Source organism: Streptomyces sp. GLSS-08 (genome assembly GCF_056387915.1).
Genome location: NZ_JBWJAQ010000005.1, coordinates 275,193 through 291,568, shown reverse-complemented (window position 1 = coordinate 291,568; position 16,376 = coordinate 275,193). Strand labels below are relative to the sequence as shown.

The 16,376-nt window shown below is 73.2% G+C and carries 14 protein-coding genes and 1 pseudogene; 7 read left to right on the top strand and 8 right to left on the bottom strand.

Translation table 11 applies throughout. The features are described from left to right. The first annotated feature begins 95 nt into the window (after positions 1–95). Positions 96–1,088, top strand: a complete 993-nt coding sequence (locus AC0ZLC_RS11595; protein ID WP_476751825.1) for an SCO2278 family lipoprotein — start codon at positions 96–98, stop codon at positions 1,086–1,088. Positions 1,089–1,102: 14 nt separating this feature from the next. Here AC0ZLC_RS11595 and AC0ZLC_RS11590 read toward each other — a convergent pair whose 3' ends face one another. Next, positions 1,103–1,828, bottom strand: coding sequence for a bifunctional DNA primase/polymerase (locus AC0ZLC_RS11590; protein WP_476751824.1), 726 nt, complete (start codon positions 1,826–1,828; stop codon positions 1,103–1,105). Between the two features lie 168 nt (positions 1,829–1,996). Between AC0ZLC_RS11590 and AC0ZLC_RS11585 the strand changes: the two genes are divergently transcribed. After that, positions 1,997–2,935 (top strand): glycerophosphodiester phosphodiesterase, encoded by a 939-nt coding sequence (locus AC0ZLC_RS11585; protein WP_476751823.1) that lies wholly within the window; start codon positions 1,997–1,999, stop codon positions 2,933–2,935. On the opposite strand, the gene AC0ZLC_RS11580 is transcribed toward AC0ZLC_RS11585, so the two are convergent. Next, entirely contained in the window at positions 2,914–3,546 is a 633-nt protein-coding gene (locus AC0ZLC_RS11580) for a TetR/AcrR family transcriptional regulator (protein WP_476751822.1), read from the bottom strand. The two genes, AC0ZLC_RS11585 and AC0ZLC_RS11580, sit on opposite strands and share 22 nt — an antisense overlap. A 106-nt stretch (positions 3,547–3,652) precedes the next feature. On the opposite strand from AC0ZLC_RS11580, the gene AC0ZLC_RS11575 reads away from it, so the two are divergent. Continuing rightward, positions 3,653–3,898: a DUF6243 family protein gene (locus AC0ZLC_RS11575; protein WP_476751821.1), complete on the top strand. Its 246-nt coding sequence runs from the start codon at positions 3,653–3,655 to the stop codon at positions 3,896–3,898. Positions 3,899–3,958: 60 nt separating this feature from the next. On the opposite strand, the gene AC0ZLC_RS11570 is transcribed toward AC0ZLC_RS11575, so the two are convergent. The 3 genes from AC0ZLC_RS11570 to AC0ZLC_RS11560 all read right to left on the bottom strand — a co-directional run bounded on the left by AC0ZLC_RS11570 (position 3,959) and on the right by AC0ZLC_RS11560 (position 8,116). Further along, complete coding sequence (locus AC0ZLC_RS11570; RefSeq protein WP_476751820.1) at positions 3,959–5,011, bottom strand: small ribosomal subunit Rsm22 family protein; 1,053 nt, start codon at positions 5,009–5,011, stop codon at positions 3,959–3,961. A 571-nt stretch (positions 5,012–5,582) separates the two neighbouring features. Further along, on the bottom strand, positions 5,583–6,803 hold the full coding sequence (locus tag AC0ZLC_RS11565; RefSeq protein WP_476751930.1) for a serine hydrolase domain-containing protein: 1,221 nt from the start codon (positions 6,801–6,803) through the stop codon (positions 5,583–5,585). After that, on the bottom strand, positions 6,731–8,116 hold the full coding sequence (locus AC0ZLC_RS11560; protein ID WP_476751819.1) for a multidrug effflux MFS transporter: 1,386 nt from the start codon (positions 8,114–8,116) through the stop codon (positions 6,731–6,733). Before AC0ZLC_RS11560 ends, AC0ZLC_RS11565 begins: the two co-directional genes overlap by 73 nt. Before the next feature lie 83 nt (positions 8,117–8,199). Between AC0ZLC_RS11560 and AC0ZLC_RS11555 the strand changes: the two genes are divergently transcribed. Then, a complete protein-coding gene (locus AC0ZLC_RS11555; protein WP_476751818.1) occupies positions 8,200–9,201 on the top strand; it encodes a Gfo/Idh/MocA family protein in 1,002 nt (333 codons plus the stop codon). A gap of 72 nt (positions 9,202–9,273) precedes the next feature. Here the strand turns inward: AC0ZLC_RS11555 and AC0ZLC_RS11550 are convergent, their stop codons facing one another. Next, complete coding sequence (locus tag AC0ZLC_RS11550) at positions 9,274–10,926, bottom strand: alkaline phosphatase D family protein (RefSeq protein WP_476751817.1); 1,653 nt, start codon at positions 10,924–10,926, stop codon at positions 9,274–9,276. A 133-nt stretch (positions 10,927–11,059) separates the two neighbouring features. On the opposite strand from AC0ZLC_RS11550, the gene AC0ZLC_RS11545 reads away from it, so the two are divergent. Next, positions 11,060–11,818, top strand: a complete 759-nt coding sequence (locus AC0ZLC_RS11545) for an SDR family oxidoreductase (RefSeq protein ID WP_476751816.1) — start codon at positions 11,060–11,062, stop codon at positions 11,816–11,818. Positions 11,819–11,893: 75 nt separating this feature from the next. On the opposite strand, the gene AC0ZLC_RS11540 is transcribed toward AC0ZLC_RS11545, so the two are convergent. Both AC0ZLC_RS11540 and AC0ZLC_RS11535 read right to left on the bottom strand, forming a co-directional pair. Further along, on the bottom strand, positions 11,894–12,451 hold the full coding sequence (locus tag AC0ZLC_RS11540; RefSeq protein ID WP_476751815.1) for a DUF3291 domain-containing protein: 558 nt from the start codon (positions 12,449–12,451) through the stop codon (positions 11,894–11,896). 102 nt (positions 12,452–12,553) lie between these two features. Continuing rightward, complete coding sequence (locus AC0ZLC_RS11535; protein WP_476751814.1) at positions 12,554–13,705, bottom strand: D-alanyl-D-alanine carboxypeptidase family protein; 1,152 nt, start codon at positions 13,703–13,705, stop codon at positions 12,554–12,556. 327 nt (positions 13,706–14,032) lie between these two features. On the opposite strand from AC0ZLC_RS11535, the pseudogene AC0ZLC_RS11530 reads away from it, so the two are divergent. Both AC0ZLC_RS11530 and AC0ZLC_RS11525 read left to right on the top strand, forming a co-directional pair. Further along, positions 14,033–15,491, top strand: a pseudogene (locus AC0ZLC_RS11530) (ABC transporter permease). 64 nt (positions 15,492–15,555) lie between these two features. After that, positions 15,556–16,269, top strand: coding sequence for an ABC transporter ATP-binding protein (locus AC0ZLC_RS11525; RefSeq protein WP_476751813.1), 714 nt, complete (start codon positions 15,556–15,558; stop codon positions 16,267–16,269). Positions 16,270–16,376 lie beyond the last annotated feature (107 nt).

Sequence of the window (16,376 nt, the reverse complement as noted above, 5' to 3'; positions counted from 1 at the left end):
GGTCACGACGGGGCCCGATTGCGGATCCCCGCGCCGGGGCCCGTTCGTTGCCCGGTAGGGTTCGGGCCCGGGACTGGGGAAGGCGAAGGGACCCGATGAGCAGGCTTGGAAGGCTGAGGCGGTCCGTGCCGGCGATGGCGGCGGGGATCGCGCTGTCCGTCACGGCGAGCGGATGCGTGGTGGTGCACGGGGAGCGCGAGGTGCTCCCCGGGGCGAAGAAGTCCGAAGCCGCCCGCGCTCTCCGGGACTTCCTGTCCGCCTACAACAAGGCCGACCGGGCGTACGACCCGTCCCTGGACGCGAACCGGGTCGCCGGGCCGCTCGCCGACATCGACGGCGCGAAGCTGCGGGCCGGTCACACCAACAACCCGTCGGGCAACCCTGCCCACCGGCCGCTGAAGCTGACCGACGCGAAGTTCGCCATCCCGAAGAAGGCGGGCTGGCCCCGCTGGTTCCTCGCCGACACCAAGGCCAACAAGGGTGCCGCCGACTCCCGTTGGCTGCTGGTCTTCACCCGGGGCGACGCCGACGACGTGTGGCGGGTCTCGTATCTGACCGTGGTGTCCGCCGACGACGTACCGGCCTTCGCGAAGGACAAGGACGGCTGGGCCGAGCCCGTCGCCGCCGGTGACACCCGACTGGCCGTCAGCCCCGCGAGGTTGAGCCGGTCGTACGCCACGTACCTGAAGAGCGGCGGCGACGACTTCGCGCCGGGTGCCCACACGTCCGGCTGGCGGACGCTGCGCAGGAAGAACGCGAGCAAGCCCGGCCTCGCCCGGCAGTACGTCGACGAGGCGCTGTCGGCCGGCGACTACGCCCCGGCCGGGCTGCGCACCGCGGACGGCGGCGCGCTGGTCTTCTTCGGCACGCGCCACTTCGAGAAGCAGACGGCCGCGCAGGGCGTGGACCTCAACGTGACCGACCCGAACATCAAGGCCCTGATGAAGGGCGAGGGCGAGGTCAAGCAGTCCCTCACCCTGGAGTTCGTCTCCAACCAGGCGGTCCTGGACCCGGCGAGCACGGCCGCGGACCCGAAGGTGGAGTTCGTCAGCCGCGTCCAGGGGCTGACGGCGGCGCACGGCGAGTAGCCGGGTGGGCGGGGTCAGCCCCCGTGCGGCCAGGCGGCGAGCTGGTCCGACCCGTCGCCCACGGAGCGTGCGGACTCGTCGGTCAGGATCTCGATGAGGCCGAGCGGTTCGGGCAGCGCGTGCTCGGGGCCGCGCACCCAGTCGACCGACAGGCCGCCCGGCAGCTGCGCCGGGGGCACGAGGACGTACGAGCCGCGGCAGTGCCACCGCAGGCCGGGATGCTCGTCCATGGTCTCCGGGTGGCAGTCCAGCTCGCAGGGCCACCACTCGTCCTCGTCCTCGGGCGTACCGCGGGTGAGGGTGAAGAAGAGCATCCGTCCGTCGCCCGTCTCGGCGACGGGACCCACCTCGACGCCGGCGGCGAGCAGCCGCTCCAGCGCCGCGCGCCCGGCGTCGAGCGGCACGTCGAGGACATCGTGCACCATGCCGGTCGCGGTGATGAAGTTGGCCTGCGGCTCGTGCCGGGCCCACTGCTCGATCTGGTCGCGGTCGGTCGTGGACTGCGTCTGCCAGGCGAAGGAGACGGGGTGCCGTGCCGGGGTGGGACAGCCGACGCGGTCGCAGGAGCACCGGTAGCCGGCGGGGTGCGCGGCCGGGGCGAGGGGCAGCCCGGCTGCGGCGGCGGCGAGCAGCAGGGTCTCACGGTCGCCCGCGTCGGGGGTCTCCTTGGGGCGACGGCCACGCAGCCACTGGGAGATCCTGCCCTGCCGGCCGGAACGGCCGCCGAACTCCTCGCTCATCTATCCCCTCGCCTTGCTGTGGTGCGGACAGCACTGCTTCATGGTCCCACCATCCTGCGCCCCGGGTGGCTCGCGCCGGTATCCGGGGTGCTTGGGGCGGTCGGCCCGGGGCCGGGATCGAGTGTCATTACATAGTTTAATGGGATTTACGCCCCTACCCTCGTCGTCATGGTCACACGGACTGCGCTCGCGGGTATCGCCGGTCTCACCTCGCTGGCCCTCGCCGGACACGGCGGCACCCTGGCCCCACTGGAGTGGGGCGGCCGTCCCCTGACCGTGGACGCACTCCCCCGCGTCGTCCACGTCGCCCACCGCGGCGGCGCCCGCGAGGTCCCGGAGAACAGCATGTCGGGCCTGATGGCGGCATACGGACGCGGGACGGCCCAGGTGCTCGACTTCGACACCCGGATGCTGCGCGACGGGCACATGGTCGTCATCCACGACCGGACCCTGAACCGCACGACCTACCTGGGCGGTCCGGTGCGGAACCTGGACCTGCGGGACTGGCAGGGGGTGCGGCTGCGGCCGAAGGACGTGCTGCCGGGCAGCTGGCGCTCGGAGCGGCCGCCGACGGTCGCCGAGGTGCTGGACCGCTTCGGCGGGCGCATCGTGCTGATGCTGGAGGCCAAGGACCCGGAGAGTCTGCGCGCGCTGGCCGGGCTGCTGCGCGACCGCGGGCTGACCCGCTCGGTGTTCGTCAACTCCAACCGGCCCGAGGTGGCCCGGCGCGCCCATCGCATGGGCCTGGTCGCGCAGCTGTGGCGTTCGGCGGACCAGATGCGCCACGACCGGCCCGAGCGCTGGGCGCCGTTCGTGGATCTGCTCGACGTGGACCACCGGGCCCGGGACGCGGACCTCCTGCGGGCGGCGAGGTCGGGCATCCCCCGGGTGTGGGCGCACACCGTCGTGACCCCGGCCCAGCGCGACCGGGTCCTCGCGCTGGGCTGCAACGGGGTCATCACGGACGCGCCGGGGCGGCTGGCCCGCCGTCCGCCGAGAGCCGCGCCGGCGGCGGGGGCCGCGCGGACCCTGAGGGCGCTCAGGGCGCGGCACGCCGTGCGGGCGCTGCGGGCGCTGCGGGCGGCTCAGCGCGGGGCGATGCCGTAGAGGGCGTACTCGACGAGGGTGTCCGTGTATGCGTACGTGATCGGGCCGGTGCGCTGGAGCCAGCGCTGGGCGAGCGGGGAGACGAACAGTTCGAGGGCGACGCGGGGATCGACGTCGGTGCGGACGGCGCCCTGGTCCTGCGCCGAGCGCAGTCGCCGCACGTAGAGCTGGAGCTGCGGTTCGAGGAGCCTGCTCACGAACACGGCTCCGAGCTGCTCGTCGACGAGGCCCTCGGCGGCCAGCGCCCGGGAGGGGACCTCGAACCGGGGGTCGAGCAGCTCGTCCACGGTGGCCCGCAGGACGAGCTTGAGGTCGGCCCCGAGATCGCCGGTGTCCGGGATCGCGTACGGCTGCCGCGGGTCCTGGCCGGGCCGGGCCGCGGCCAGGGCGGCCTGCTCGCTCAGGTCGAGGAAGGCCTCCAGCAGGACGTCGGCCTTCGAGGACCACCAGCGGTAGATCGTCTGCTTGCCGACTCCGGCGCGGGCGGCGATCCCCTCGATGGTCGTCCTCGGGTAGCCGATCTCTCCGACGAGGGCGAGGGCGGCGTCGTAGATCGCGCGGCGCGATCTCTCGCTGCGGCGGGTGGCGTCGGGGGCGGGCTTCTGGACCATGGGTCGAATGTAACAGGTTGACAAGACGGCGCGTCTCGCTGAGAGTGTGGGACGGATGCGAGACGAAACGTCTCGTATTGGTGGTGTGTGATGAGAGGAGCCGGTGATGGCGCGAGGCGGAGACGGAAACATGCTGGGCGTGGGCGGGACGCGGCAGAAGCTCGGGCGGACGGCCCTGCGGGGTGGCGGCCGCGGCGGCCGGATCGGCGGCGGGCTCGATCCGCAGGCGCAGAAGCGGGAGTTGCTGCGCAAGCTGCGGGAGGGGCGCGGGGAGGCCGCGCGGGACGGCCGCGAGGAGCCGACGGGAGAGGCGCGTGCGGCGGAGGCGGAAGAGGGCCCGGGGGCGTCGTGAGCGGTGCTGGGTGGCCCCGGGCGCGCGGAGCGCGCCCGGGGCGCGCGGAGCGCCCGCGGCTCAGGCGTTCCCCGGGCTGGTCGGCCGCGGGCCAGGCGTCTCCCCAGTCCGCGTCGCGGGCCGGGGCTGGTCGGCCGGGGGCCAGGCGTCTCCCCAGTCCGCGTCGCGGGCCGCGCGGTAGAGGGCGCCGTGGCGCTTGGTCACGGTTTCGCGGTGCAGGGACTCGTCCGGCCCGCACAGGTCGAGGAGTACCTGGCCCTTGCGGATCTGCGGCCGGCGCACGACGCGGGAGGGGGCCGGTTCCGCCGGGAGGCGGGTGGCGGCGACATAGCTGAACTTCTCGTCCTCGTACGCCAGGGAGCCGCCCTTGACCTGGCGGTGCAGGGAGGACCGGCTGACCCGGGCGGAGAAGTGGCACCAGTCCTCGCCCGGGACGAGGGGGCAGGCGGCGCTGTGCGGGCAGGGTGCCGCGATCCTGAACCCGGCGCCGGTCAGGCGGTCGCGGGCCTCGATGACGCGGGCGTATCCGTCGGGGGTGCCCGGCTCGACGATCACGACGGTTCGGGCCGCGGTCGCGGCGGCGTCCACGACGGAGGCGCGGTCGGCCTCGGTGAGTTCGCCGAGGACGTAGGAGACGGTGACGAGGTCGGTGGCCTCGACGGTGAGCGCCGATCCGATACGGGAGCGGTGCCACTCGGCGGACTTCAGCGCCGGGTTCGCGGCGGCGATGTCGCGGCCGAGGGCGAGCGCCGGTTCGGCCCAGTCGAGGACCGTCACGGGGCGGTCGCCCTCCCAGGTCGCGCTGACCGCCCAGGTCGCCGCGCCGGTGCCGCCGCCGACGTCCACGTGACTGCCCGGCGTCCACCCGGGCACGGCGTCCGCGAACGCGTCCAGTGCCGCGCGGACCGCCTCGAACGTCGCGGGCATCCGGTACGCGGCGTACGCCGTCACGTCCGCGCGGTCGCGCAGGACCGGGGTGTGGGTCGGGGTGGTGCCCCGGTAGTTCGCGATCAGTCGCTCGACCGACTGCGCGGCTGCCTTGGGGGGCAGGCCGTCGAGGAGCCCGGCGAGGGCGGTGCGCAGGGTCTCGGCGGGGCTGGCGGGGGCGTTCACCCGGCGATTCTACGGTCGCGCCCGCCGGCCGGGGGTCCGGCGGTGCCGCGGGGGGCGGTGGGCGCGGTTCCCCTTCCCTGTGCGGGTCACCCGCGTCGCGGCTCACGCCGAGGGTATGCGGGCGGGGCCGGCGTTGGCGGGGTGCGGTGGGGGCAGTCCCCTCCCCCGCGCGGGCGCCCCGCGCGTTGCGGGTCACGCCGAGGTGGGGCGGCGAGCCCGGCGTTGGCGGGGTGCGTCGGGGACAGCCCCCCTCTGCGCGTGGGCGCCCCGCGTTGCGGCGCACGCCGAGGTGGGGCGGCGAGCCCGGCATCGGCGGGGTACCGCTGTGCCCACCCGTGCCGCTCCGAGCGGCAGGCATGCCCACAGCTACGCCGACCCGGACGGCAGCCCGGCACAACCCGAGGTATGACAGCGAACCCGGCGTCGGCGGGGTACCGCTGTGCCCACCCGTGCCGCCCCGAGCGGCACGCATGCCCACAGCCACGCCGACCCGGACGGAACCCCGCGCCCCGGGCCCCGCGCCCTGGGCCTCGCGCCCCGGGGCAAGCCGTCGTCCCCGGTCGGGGTGCCGTTACTGCGCCGTCCCTCCGCTGGGGCCTCTCACCGCGTGTGCCAAGCGGGTTGCCGCCGCTGCTCGCGGGGTGTTGTCCGGGGGGCGGCGGCGGGGGTGGACCGTGTTGGCCAGGAGGACGAGGAAGGTGTCCGTCGCCGGGTCGAGGACGAGCGACGTGCCCGTGAAGCCCGTGTGGCCGACAGCTCCGCGCCGCGCCAGCTCCCCCATGAAGGACGGCTGGTCGACGGCGAAGCCGAGGCCGGGCGGGGTCAGCATCAGTTCCACGAAGTCGGGGCCGAGGATGCGGGCCGGGCCGTAGGAGCCGCCCGCGAGGAGGGCGCGGCAGAAGACGGCGAGGTCGCGGCCCGTGGAGAAGAGGCCCGCGTGGCCGGCCACGCCGCCGAGCGCCCACGCGTTCTCGTCGTGGACCACACCCCGCAGCATCCCCCGGTCCGCCTTCCCCCACGGCCGCCGCTGGTCCTCGGTGGCGGCGGCGCCGGGGCGGGGTCCGAAACCGGTGGCCGTCATGCCGAGGGGACGGGTGATGCCGTCGTGGATCAGGACGTCGAGCCCGCGCCCGGCGATGCGCTCCAGGACGTACTGGAGGAGCAGCGGGTTGAGGTCGGAGTAGCGGTACGCGGCGCCGGGCCGCGTCACCGGCGCCTGCGCCCGCAGCAGATCGAGGCGGGCCGCGTCGGACGGGCAGTCGTACAGCGGGAGTTCGGGCCGCAGGCCGGAGGTGTGGGTGAGCAGCTGGCGCACGGTGATGCCGTGTTCCGCGACACCCCGGAAGTCGGGCAGGTACGCGGCGACCCGCGCGTCGATACCCAGCGTGCCGCGCTCCAGCTGCTGGACTGCTGCGACCGCCGTGAACAGCTTGGTCAGCGACGCCAGGTCGAAGGGCGTTTCCACGGTCATCGGCACCCGCTCCCCGGGCGCCAGCTCGATCCCTACGTCCTTCTTCTCGTCGTACGACGCGTAGCGCACCGCCCACCCGGCCGCCTCCTCGACGGCGATCACGGGGCCGCGCCCGGCGACCACGACGGTGCCCGCCGCCCAGGGGCGCTCCCCCGTCGTGAGGGTGCGCACCTCCCGTACGAGGTGCCGCAGTTCGCCGGAGTCGAGCCCGGCCCGCTCCGGTGTGTCGACGCGCAGTCTCGGTGCGCTCAGTTCCCCGCCGCCTTTCCCAGTGCTGTCCGGCCGTCCCCGGGCTCGCGGTCTCCGGCGAGCGCCGGGGATCCCTGTTCCCAGGGACGGCACAGTGCCACGAAGCAGGCGATCGCCACCAGTGCCGCGGCGAGTTGCACGACGGCCATCGGTACGGCGGTGTGCTCGCCGGCGACTCCGACGAGGGGCGAGGCGATCGCGCCGACGAGGAATGAGGTGGTGCCCAGGAGGGCCGACGCCGAGCCGGCGGCGTGCCGGGTGCGCATCAGAGCGAGGGCCTGGGTGTTGGGGAGGGTGATGCCCATGGCGCTCATCAGGACGAAGAGCGCGGTCGCGACGGGCACCAGGCCGACCTCGCCGAGCGCGCCGGCGGACATGAGGAGCAGGGCGGTCGCGGAGAGGGTGACGACGGCGAGACCGGTGGCGAGCGTCTTGTCGAGGCTGACCCGGCCGACCAGGAGCTTGCCGTTGATCTGGCCCGCGGCCACCAGGCCCACCGAGTTCACGCCGAACAGCAGACTGAAGGTCTGCGGGGAGGCGCCGTAGATCTCCTGGATCACGAAGGGCGAGGCGGCTATGTACGCGAAGAGCGCGGCGAAGGCGAAGCCGCCCGCGAGCATGTAGCCGGCGAAGACGCGGTCGGCGAGCAGTCCGCGCATGGAGCGCAGCGCCTCGCCGACGCCGCCGCTGTGCCGTTCCCCGGGGGCGAGGGTCTCGGGCAGCCGGAACCAGACCAGCGCCGTCAGCGCGATGCCGACGGCGGTGAGGACGACGAAGACGCCCCGCCAGTCGGTGACGCGCAGGATCTGCCCGCCGATGAGCGGGGCGACGACCGGGGCGACCCCCGAGACGAGCATCAGGGTGGAGAAGAACCGGGCCATGGCCACGCCGTCGTACAGGTCGCGGACGACGGCCCGCGCGATGACGATCCCGGCGGCGCCCGCGAGGCCCTGGGCGAGCCGGAAGACGACGAGGAGTCCGACGGTCGGGGCGACGGCGCACAGCGCGGTGGCCAGGATGTAGACGAGGAGGCCGGCCAGCAGGGGCCTGCGGCGGCCCAGTTTGTCGCTCAGCGGCCCGACGACCAGCTGCCCGAACGCCATGCCCGCGAGGCACGCGGTGAGCGTGAGCTGCACGGTCGCGGCGGGCGCGTCGAGCGACCTGGTGACCTCCGGCAGCGACGGGAGGTACATGTCCATGGCCAGCGGGGGCGTGGCGGTGAGCCCGCCGAGGACGAGGATGACGAGGAGCCCCGTCCTGCGCGGCGCCGCCGGGCCGGGCAGCGCCCGGGATGCCGCGTCCGGTGCCTGCTCGGTGACCGCCGCCTCCGTCACGTGCCCGTGGATCTCGTCCTCGCCCCTGTCCGTGCGGCCGGCCTCCGGCATGTGCCCCTCCCTCTCCGTTCGGTCCGCCACCTATGCTCTCAGCTCGTACGGAGTGTTCGGGGTCACAGGGCGAGGGGCCGGGAATGACGGGCGAGAGCGTGCGGTGGGGAATTCTGGCGACCGGAGGGATCGCGGCGGCGTTCGCGGCGGATCTGGTGGATCTGCCGGACGCGGAGGTCGTGGCGGTGGCGTCGCGCAGCCAGGAGTCGGCGAAGGCGTTCGCGGAGCGGTTCGCGATACCCCGGGCGTACGGCGACTGGGCGTCGCTCGCCGCGGACGAGGACGTCGACGTGGTGTACGTGGCCACTCCGCACTCGGCGCACCGGGTGGCCGCGGGCCTGTGCCTTGAGGCCGGGCGGAACGTGCTGTGCGAGAAGGCGTTCACGCTGAACGCGCGGGAGGCCGAGGAGCTGGTGGCGCTCGCCCGGGAGCGGGGCAGCTTCCTGATGGAGGCCATGTGGATGTACTGCAATCCGCTGATCCGGCGGCTCAAGGCGCTGGTGGACGACGGCGCGATCGGTGACGTGCGCACGTTGCAGGCCGACTTCGGGCTGGCCGGGCCCTTCCCGCCGTCGCACCGGCTGCGGGACCCCGCGCAGGGCGGCGGTGCGCTCCTCGACCTCGGCGTCTATCCGGTGTCGTTCGCGCAGCTGCTGCTCGGGGAGCCCTCGGACGTCACCGCGCGGGCCGTGCTCTCCGACGAGGGCGTCGATCTCCAGACGGGTGCGCTGCTGTCCTTCGAGAGCGGCGCCCTCGCCTCGGTGCACTGTTCCATCAGCGGCGGCACTCCGGTGTCCGCCTCGGTCACCGGCTCCGCGGGCCGTATCGACATCCCGGACGGGTTCTTCTTCCCGGAGCACTTCGTCCTGCACCGCGACGGCCGCGACCCGGAGAAGTTCCTGGCCGACCCGGCGAGCGGCCCCCGCAGCAGCCTCAGGCACGAGGCCGCGGAGGTGATGCGGGCCCTGCGCGCCGGTGAGACCGAGTCGCCGCTGGTCCCGCTGGACGGCACCCTCGCGGTGATGCGGACGCTCGACGCGATACGGGACCGCATCGGCGTCCGCTACCCGGGGGAGGCCGGCTAGCTACCCCGGGGAGGCCGGCCAGGACCTGTGCGCCGGCCCGGGGCCCGGGCCGGCGCACGGCTCGCCGTCGGCTCAGGCGGGCTCGAGGCCCTGGTCGCCCACCTCCGTCACGAAGGACGCGGCCGTGGTGATCGGCGCCCCCGGCGTCGTCACCGCCGACACCGTCTTGAAGTCGGCCCGCGCCTCCTGGCGCCCCAGCTCGACGGTCACGTAGCCGCGCCGCCCGTTGTAGAACTTCAGGTGCGGGTTGGCCTTCGTGTACGTGGCCCAGTTGGCGGGCCGCTCGGCGCCGTCCTTGCCGCTGGCGACGGACGTCGCGACGATCTCCGTGCCGAGCGTCGCCGACGCCGGGTCGTCGAAGTCGTCCTTGATGTCGAAGGCGTACCCGACGTGGACGTCGCCGGTGAGCACCATCAGGTTCTCGATCCCGGCGGACTTCGCCCCGGCGAGGACCCGTCGGCGAGAGGCGCGGTAGCCGTCCCAGGCGTCCATCGACACCTTGGCGACCGGGTTCAGGTCCAGCTTCCGCTGGGAGAAGGCGACCTGCTGCGGGACCACGTTCCACAGCGCCCGCGACTCGCGCCACCCGTCGAGCAGCCAGCGCTCCTGCGTCCCCCCGGTGATGGTGCGCGCCGGGTCGTCCGACTCGGGGCCGGGGACGTGCGAGCCGTCGCCGTACGCCTGGTTGGAGCGGTACTGGCGGGTGTCGAGGATGTCGAACTGGGCGAGGCGGCCCCACCGCAGCCGCCGGTAGAGGCGGGCGTCGGGCCCGTCCGGGAGCTGGGGCCGGCGCAGCGGCTGGTTCTCCCAGTAGGCGCGGTAGGCGGCGGCGCGGCGCAGCAGGAACTCCTCGGGCGGGTTGCCGTTCTCGTCGATGTCGCCCGCGTAGTTGTTCTCGGTCTCGTGGTCGTCCCAGGTGACGACGAAGGGGTGGGCGGCGTGGGCGGCCCGCAGGTCGGGGTCGGACTTGTAGAGGGCGTACCGCAGGCGGTAGTCCTCCAGGGTCACGGTCTCGTGGTTGAAGAGGTCGGGCAGGGTCCGGTCGGTGTACTTGCGGGCGCCGCCGACTGAGTTGACGGCGTACTCGTAGAGGTAGTCCCCGAGGTGGAAGACGACGTCGACGTCGTCCTCGGCGAGGTGTCCGTACGCGGTGAAGTAGCCGTCGTGGTACGCCTGGCAGGAGACTGCGGCGAGGGTGAGCGCGGAGGTGCGGCTGCGGGTGGCGGGCGCGGTGCGGGTGCGGCCCGTCTCGCTGACCCAACTGCCGGTGCGGAAGCGGTAGTAGAAGATCCGGTCGGCGTCGAGGTGACCGACCTCCACGTGGACGGTGTGGTGGAACTCGGGGTGTGCGACGGCGGTGCCGCGTCTGACGATGCGGCTGAAGCGCTCGTCGTGGGCCAGTTCCCAGTGCACGGTGACGCGTTTGCGGGGCAGTCCGCCGTCGGCCTGGTACGGCGCCGGCGCGAGCCGGGTCCACAGCAGGACGGAGTCGGGGAGCGGGTCGCCCGAGGCCACGCCGAGTGTGAAGGGGTCGTCGGTGATCCTCGCCGTGTCGAGTTCGGCGGCGCTCGCCACGCCCGCGGCGGGCAGGTCGACGGCGAAGGCGAGCGCGGCGGCGGCGCCCGTGACGGTGAGGAAGCGGCGGCGTCCGATGTGCCGGGCGGCGGCGCGCAGTTCGGCGCCGTGCTGCGAGCTGTGCGATGGCTGATGGGCTGCGGGTGTCATCTGGCCCTCCCCTGACGGTGGTGGTACGAGGCATTGGAGTGGCCAGGGTCGACGCTGGACTGTCGCGTACACAACAGCCAGATGGCGGATGGATGAGTTCCGGACGGCGGATCCTCGCGTACGCTTCGGGGCCATGAATGCCATGCGGACGAAGACCGCGGTGGTGACCGGGGCGGGCTCCGGCATCGGCCGCGCGGTCGCCGTGGAACTGCTGCGCGCGGGCTGGTCGGTGGCGCTGGCGGGCCGCAGGACCGAGACCCTCAAGGAGACGGCCGCCCTGGTTCCCGGGGGCCCCTCCCTGGTCGTACGCACGGACGTCTCGGACCCCGACGACGTGGCCGCCCTCCTCACGGCCGTCCGCGACCGCTTCGGACGCCTGGACCTGCTGTTCAACAACGCGGGCACGTTCGGTCCCGGGGGCGTCCCGGTCGAGGAACTGCCGTACGACGCCTGGCGGCACGTGGTGGACACCAACCTCAACGGCGCGTTCCTGTGCGCGCAGGCGGCGTACCGGCAGATGAAGGAGCAGGACCCGCAGGGCGGTCGGATCATCAACAACGGCTCGGTCTCCGCGCACACACCGCGCCCGCAGTCGGTCGCGTACACGGCAACCAAGCACGCGCTGACCGGGCTGACCAAAGCGCTCTCCCTGGACGGGCGCCCGTACCGGATCGCGGTGGGCCAGATCGACATCGGCAACGCCGCCACCGAGATGACCGAGCGGATGCGGACGGGAACGTTGCAGGCGAACGGTGAACTGGCCGTCGAGCCCGTGATGGACGTGGCGGACGTGGCCCGCACCGTGCGGCACATGGCCGAACTGCCGCTGGAGGCGAACGTGCAGTTCGCGACGGTGCTGGCGACAGCGATGCCGTACGTGGGCCGGGGCTGAGGCCGGGCGGGGCGGTCGAGGCCGGGAGGGGCGGTCGAGGCGTTGACAGCGAACCCGGTCGTGCAGGCCTCCTCGTCAGCGAGCCTGGTCGCCCCTCGGCCCAATGCCCTTGACCCTGACCGGAGTTCCCTCCGGGGTGAACGAGTGGTTGAAGGTGAAGGCGTGCGGCGCGGAGCCGTGGTCGTGGAGGTGTTCCAGCCTGGAAACCCCGTCCTGCCAGGTGGGTATCACGCCGTCGGAAACCCACCAGAACACGTAGTTCGGGTGTTCCGTCCTCTCGAACCAGTCGTCCCGCCTGGTCAGCGCCTCACGGTGCAGACCGGTGTAGAAGGCGTCGAAGGCGGGGCGCAGACCGGTCCAGAGTGAGAGGGTCGCGGCCAGAGCGGTGGTTTCCACCGTACGGCCCTTGCCGTACCAGGCCGGTACGGCGAACTCTCCCCACGCACCCCAGTCCGCCTCGAAGAGCGCGCCCCGCTCACCGTCTGCCGCTTCGGCATGCGCGAGGTACCCGGGGTGCTGACTGATCTGCCGGTAGACGGCCTCACCGATGTCGTAGAACTCGCACGTGAGAGGTGCGGGATCGACGAGAGGTGCCTTCAGGACACCGAATGTGTACAGCGCGAGATGGGGCATGCGTCTCTCCCTGGGCGATCGCCGAAGACCAGGTGAAGGTAGCTGCCGCCGCGGACCGTGTCGAAGTTGCGTTTTCCCTGTCCAAGTGGCCTTCCCCGCCAGTCATTCCGCGGTCCCGCCGTCGCCGCCCCGCCCGCTCCTGCGACGGCGCAACGCGAACGCACCGCCCGCCGCCAGCGCGAGCGCTCCGGCCGCCCCGGCGGCCGGTCCCCAGGACGAGGTGCCCGCACCGGAGGAGGCGGGAGCACCGGCGGCACCCCTGGCGGGCTTCCTCGTCGCCGTCGCCTTCGCCCCGCCCTCGCTGATCGGCTCGACCAGGACGCCCACCGGCTCGGCGCTCCCCGCGTGCGCGAAGCCCCAGTCGAGCAGGGCGGCCGTCTCCTCGTAGACGCCATTCCCGGCGCGCTTGGGGTGCATCACGGTGGCCAGGAGCGTACGGCCGTCGCGGGTGGCCGCCCCGGTGAAGGTGTTGCCCGCGTGGCTGGTGTAGCCGTTCTTCACCCCGATCAGGCCCCGGTACGTCTCCATGCCCCAGGCCCCCGTCAGCAGACGGTCGGTGTTCTGGATCTGGAAGGTCTTCTTCCCGCCGGCCGGGAAGTCCGCGGTCCGCGTCGCGCAGTAGGCGCGGAAGTCCGCGTTGTGGAGGCCGTGCCGGGCGAAGAGCGTCAGGTCGTACGCGGAGGAGAGCTGCCCCTTGTGGTCGAAACCGTCGGGGCTCACCACGTGCGTGTCCAAGGCCTGCAGGTCCGCGGCCTTGACCTGCATCTGGCCGACGGTCTCGTCGACCCCGCCGTTCAGGTGACTGAGCACGTGCACCGCGTCGTTGCCCGAACGCAGGAAGACGCCGAGCCACAACTGCTCGACGGTGTACGTGATTCCGGGCCGGATACCGACCAGGCTGGAGCCGGCCGGGATCCCGGCGAGGTCCGCGTCGGTCACCGTGTGCCGCTCGGTCCGCCCGAACTTGTGCAGCAGCGTGTCCGCGAACAGCATCTTCAGGGTGGACGCGGGCGCCAGGCGGCGGTGCGCGTCGTACGAGGCGAGCACCTGCCCGCTCCCGTGGTCGGCGATCAGCCAGGCCCGGGCGGTGAGCCGGGGCAGGCCCGAGGCACCGCGGACCTGGACGCCGCCGCGCGCCAGCCGCTCACCGCCGATCGTGGTGGCGGCGAAGGCGGGGCCGGCGACGGCGGACGGAACGGCAGCGGCGGCGAGGCCGAGAGCGGCACGGCGGGTGAGCCGAGAGGAATCACGCATCCCGGGACCGTACAAAGCGGCCCCGCGGCACCGTGCGGCGGGGTCACAAAGGGAGGGCATGCCGCTGCCAAAGGGACAGCAAGGGCACCGGGACGGGCCCCGAACCGGCCTCCGGGAACTGTGGCGGAAAGGCTCACCGGCCCCCAGTCAACAGGGGTTTCCTGGCCGTACACCCTCCTCCGCACAGGAATCAGCTGTCTTACCGGATTCTGATTCCGGACGCCGCATTCTCAGCCCGTGCACACCCTTTACTCAGCCCGGCTCAAAGCTTTCTCCGTAGCTTGTGGCCGCGCCCACAGCGGGCGCCAAGAACCTTTGGGGAACGGGATGTTTGGCATCTATCTCAAGCGTGAGCTGAGCCGGCGCAAGAAGGCGGCCCTGGTGATCGCCATGGGTCTGGCGCTCGGTATCGCGCTGGTCATCACCGTCAACTCGGTGTCGGCCGGCATGCAGCAGGCGCAGGACAAGGTCCTGAAGTCGCTGTACGGGCTCGGCACCGACATGACGGTCACCAAGGCCGTGGCGGCGCCCTCCGCGAACGCGACGGGCAGACCGAAGTTCGACTTCGACGCCAAGTCGGACGGCGACACGACGCAGAGTTCGGACCGGGTGATGACCCAGGGCGGCCAGTCCCTGAAGTCCTCGCTCGTCGACGAGGTGGCCGCGCAGCAGGGCGTGGCGAGCGCGGTCGGCGCGCTGAGCCTGAACGTCACCAAGGTCGACGGCTCCTTCACCCAGGGCAAGGCGAAGTCCTCGACGACCCAGCAGCAGGGCGGCCCCGGCGCCGCCCAGGGCGGCGGGAGCGGCCAGCCGCAGGCAGGGCGGCGGCGCCTCCTTCGACGTCAACTCGTACTCGGTCGCGGGGATCGACGTCACCGAGCAGGACCTCGGCCCGCTCGCCACGTCGAAGATCACCAAGGGGAGGACCTTCACGGCGTCGCAGTCCGCCGCGAAGGTCGCCGTGGTCGGCAAGTCGTACGCGAAGGAGAACTCGTACACGGTCGGCGAGAAGCTCAAGATCTCCGGCACCGCGTACGAGATCATCGGCATCGCGACGCCGGACAGCAGTGAGGCGACCACCGACGTCTACCTGCCGCTGAAGCAGGCGCAGACGCTCGGCGACGCGAAGAACAAGGTCACGACGATCTACGTCAAGGCGACCGACTCGAAGCAGATCGACACGGTCGAGGCGGCCATCCAGAAGAACATCCCGGGCACGACGGTCACCACCTCCGCCGACCTCGCCGACACCGTCTCCGGTTCCCTGTCGACGGCCTCGAACCTGGCGGCCAGCGTCGGCAAGTGGCTGTCCGTCGCTGTCCTGATCGCCGCCTTCCTGGTGGCCGCGCTGCTCACCTCGTCGGCGGTCAGCCGCCGGGTGCGCGAGTTCGGCACGCTGAAGGCGCTCGGCTGGCCCTCCCGCAAGGTCACCCGGCAGGTCGTGGGCGAGTCGATCGTGAACGGCCTGCTCGGCGGCGCGCTCGGCATCGCCCTCGGTCTCGGCGCGGCGTACACGGTGACCGCGATCAGCCCGAAGCTGACCGCGGAACTCGCCTCCGGTGGCGGCGGCGCGGGCGGCGGCCCGGGCGGCGGCCCGGGCGGCGGCGGGCCGGGCCGGCAGGCGGCATCGAAGACCGTGGAGATCGCGCTGTCCGCGCCGGTCTCGGTGACCACCATCGCGCTCGCGGCGGGCCTCGCCATCGCGGGCGGTCTGATCGCCGGTGCCATGGGGGGCTGGCGCGCCTCCCGCATGCGGCCCGCGGACGCCCTGCGCAGCGTCTCCTGACCCCCTCCCCCCGACCGGGAGACGACTGTGCCCCGGGCGACCCTCATTCCCCTCGGAGAACCTCATGTACAAGCTCACCGGTGTCACCAAGCGCTACACGCGCGGCAAGGAGACGGTGGAGGCGCTGCGCGGTGTCGACCTCGTCATCGAGGACGGCGACCAGCTCGTCATCCAGGGCCCCACGGGCGGCGGCAAGTCCACGCTGCTCCAGATGATCGGCGGCCTGGACCGCCCCACCTCCGGCAGCGTCGAACTGGACGGCGTGGACCTCGCCTCCGTCAGCGAGGCCAAGCTGACCCGGCTGCGCGCCGAGAAGGTCGGGATCATCTTCCAGGCGTTCAACCTCATCCCGACGCTGACCGCGCAGGAGAACGTCGAGACGGCTCTCGTACCGCTCGGCGTGAGGCCCGCGGAGCGGCGCGCGCGGGCCGCCGAGGCGCTGGCCTCGGTCGGGCTCGGCGACCGGCTGGCGCATGCACCGGCGGAGCTGTCCGGCGGCCAGCAGCAGCGCGTCGCCATCGCCCGCGCCCTGGTCAAGCGGCCCAAGGTGCTGCTCGCCGACGAGCCGACCGGAAACCTCGACGAGGGCACCCGCGACGACATCATGGCCCTGCTCGAAGGGCTGTGGCACGAGTACGGGCTGACGTTCGTCATGGTCACCCACGACTCGTCGATCGCCCGCCGCGCACCGCGGCTCGCCACGATCGGGGCGGGCCGGATCACGCTGACCGAGCAGGACGTGCCGCGCCGGGAGTCACCCGGGGCGTACGCGGGGTAGGTCCGCGCGGGGGTCGCCCCGCTGGCGTACGCGGGGCAGGGCGCCGCCGCACTGGGGGTCACCTCGGCCGTACGCGGGGCGGGGCCGCGTCGGGATCGGCGCCCCCC

Excerpts from the sequence above, each read along its gene's own strand:
- AC0ZLC_RS11560 (WP_476751819.1), bottom strand. The coding sequence starts at position 8,116 with ATGCCGGAGGCCGGCCGCACGGACAGGGGCGAGGACGAGATCCACGGG.
- AC0ZLC_RS11525 (WP_476751813.1), top strand. The coding sequence starts at position 15,556 with ATGTACAAGCTCACCGGTGTCACCAAGCGCTACACGCGCGGCAAGGAG.
- AC0ZLC_RS11540 (WP_476751815.1), bottom strand. The coding sequence starts at position 12,451 with ATGCCCCATCTCGCGCTGTACACATTCGGTGTCCTGAAGGCACCTCTC.
- AC0ZLC_RS11555 (WP_476751818.1), top strand. The coding sequence starts at position 8,200 with ATGACGGGCGAGAGCGTGCGGTGGGGAATTCTGGCGACCGGAGGGATC.
- AC0ZLC_RS11580 (WP_476751822.1), bottom strand. The coding sequence starts at position 3,546 with ATGGTCCAGAAGCCCGCCCCCGACGCCACCCGCCGCAGCGAGAGATCG.
- AC0ZLC_RS11585 (WP_476751823.1), top strand. The coding sequence starts at position 1,997 with ATGGTCACACGGACTGCGCTCGCGGGTATCGCCGGTCTCACCTCGCTG.
- AC0ZLC_RS11535 (WP_476751814.1), bottom strand. The coding sequence starts at position 13,705 with ATGCGTGATTCCTCTCGGCTCACCCGCCGTGCCGCTCTCGGCCTCGCC.
- AC0ZLC_RS11595 (WP_476751825.1), top strand. The coding sequence starts at position 96 with ATGAGCAGGCTTGGAAGGCTGAGGCGGTCCGTGCCGGCGATGGCGGCG.
- AC0ZLC_RS11545 (WP_476751816.1), top strand. The coding sequence starts at position 11,060 with ATGAATGCCATGCGGACGAAGACCGCGGTGGTGACCGGGGCGGGCTCC.
- AC0ZLC_RS11575 (WP_476751821.1), top strand. The coding sequence starts at position 3,653 with ATGGCGCGAGGCGGAGACGGAAACATGCTGGGCGTGGGCGGGACGCGG.
- AC0ZLC_RS11550 (WP_476751817.1), bottom strand. The coding sequence starts at position 10,926 with ATGACACCCGCAGCCCATCAGCCATCGCACAGCTCGCAGCACGGCGCC.
- AC0ZLC_RS11590 (WP_476751824.1), bottom strand. The coding sequence starts at position 1,828 with ATGAGCGAGGAGTTCGGCGGCCGTTCCGGCCGGCAGGGCAGGATCTCC.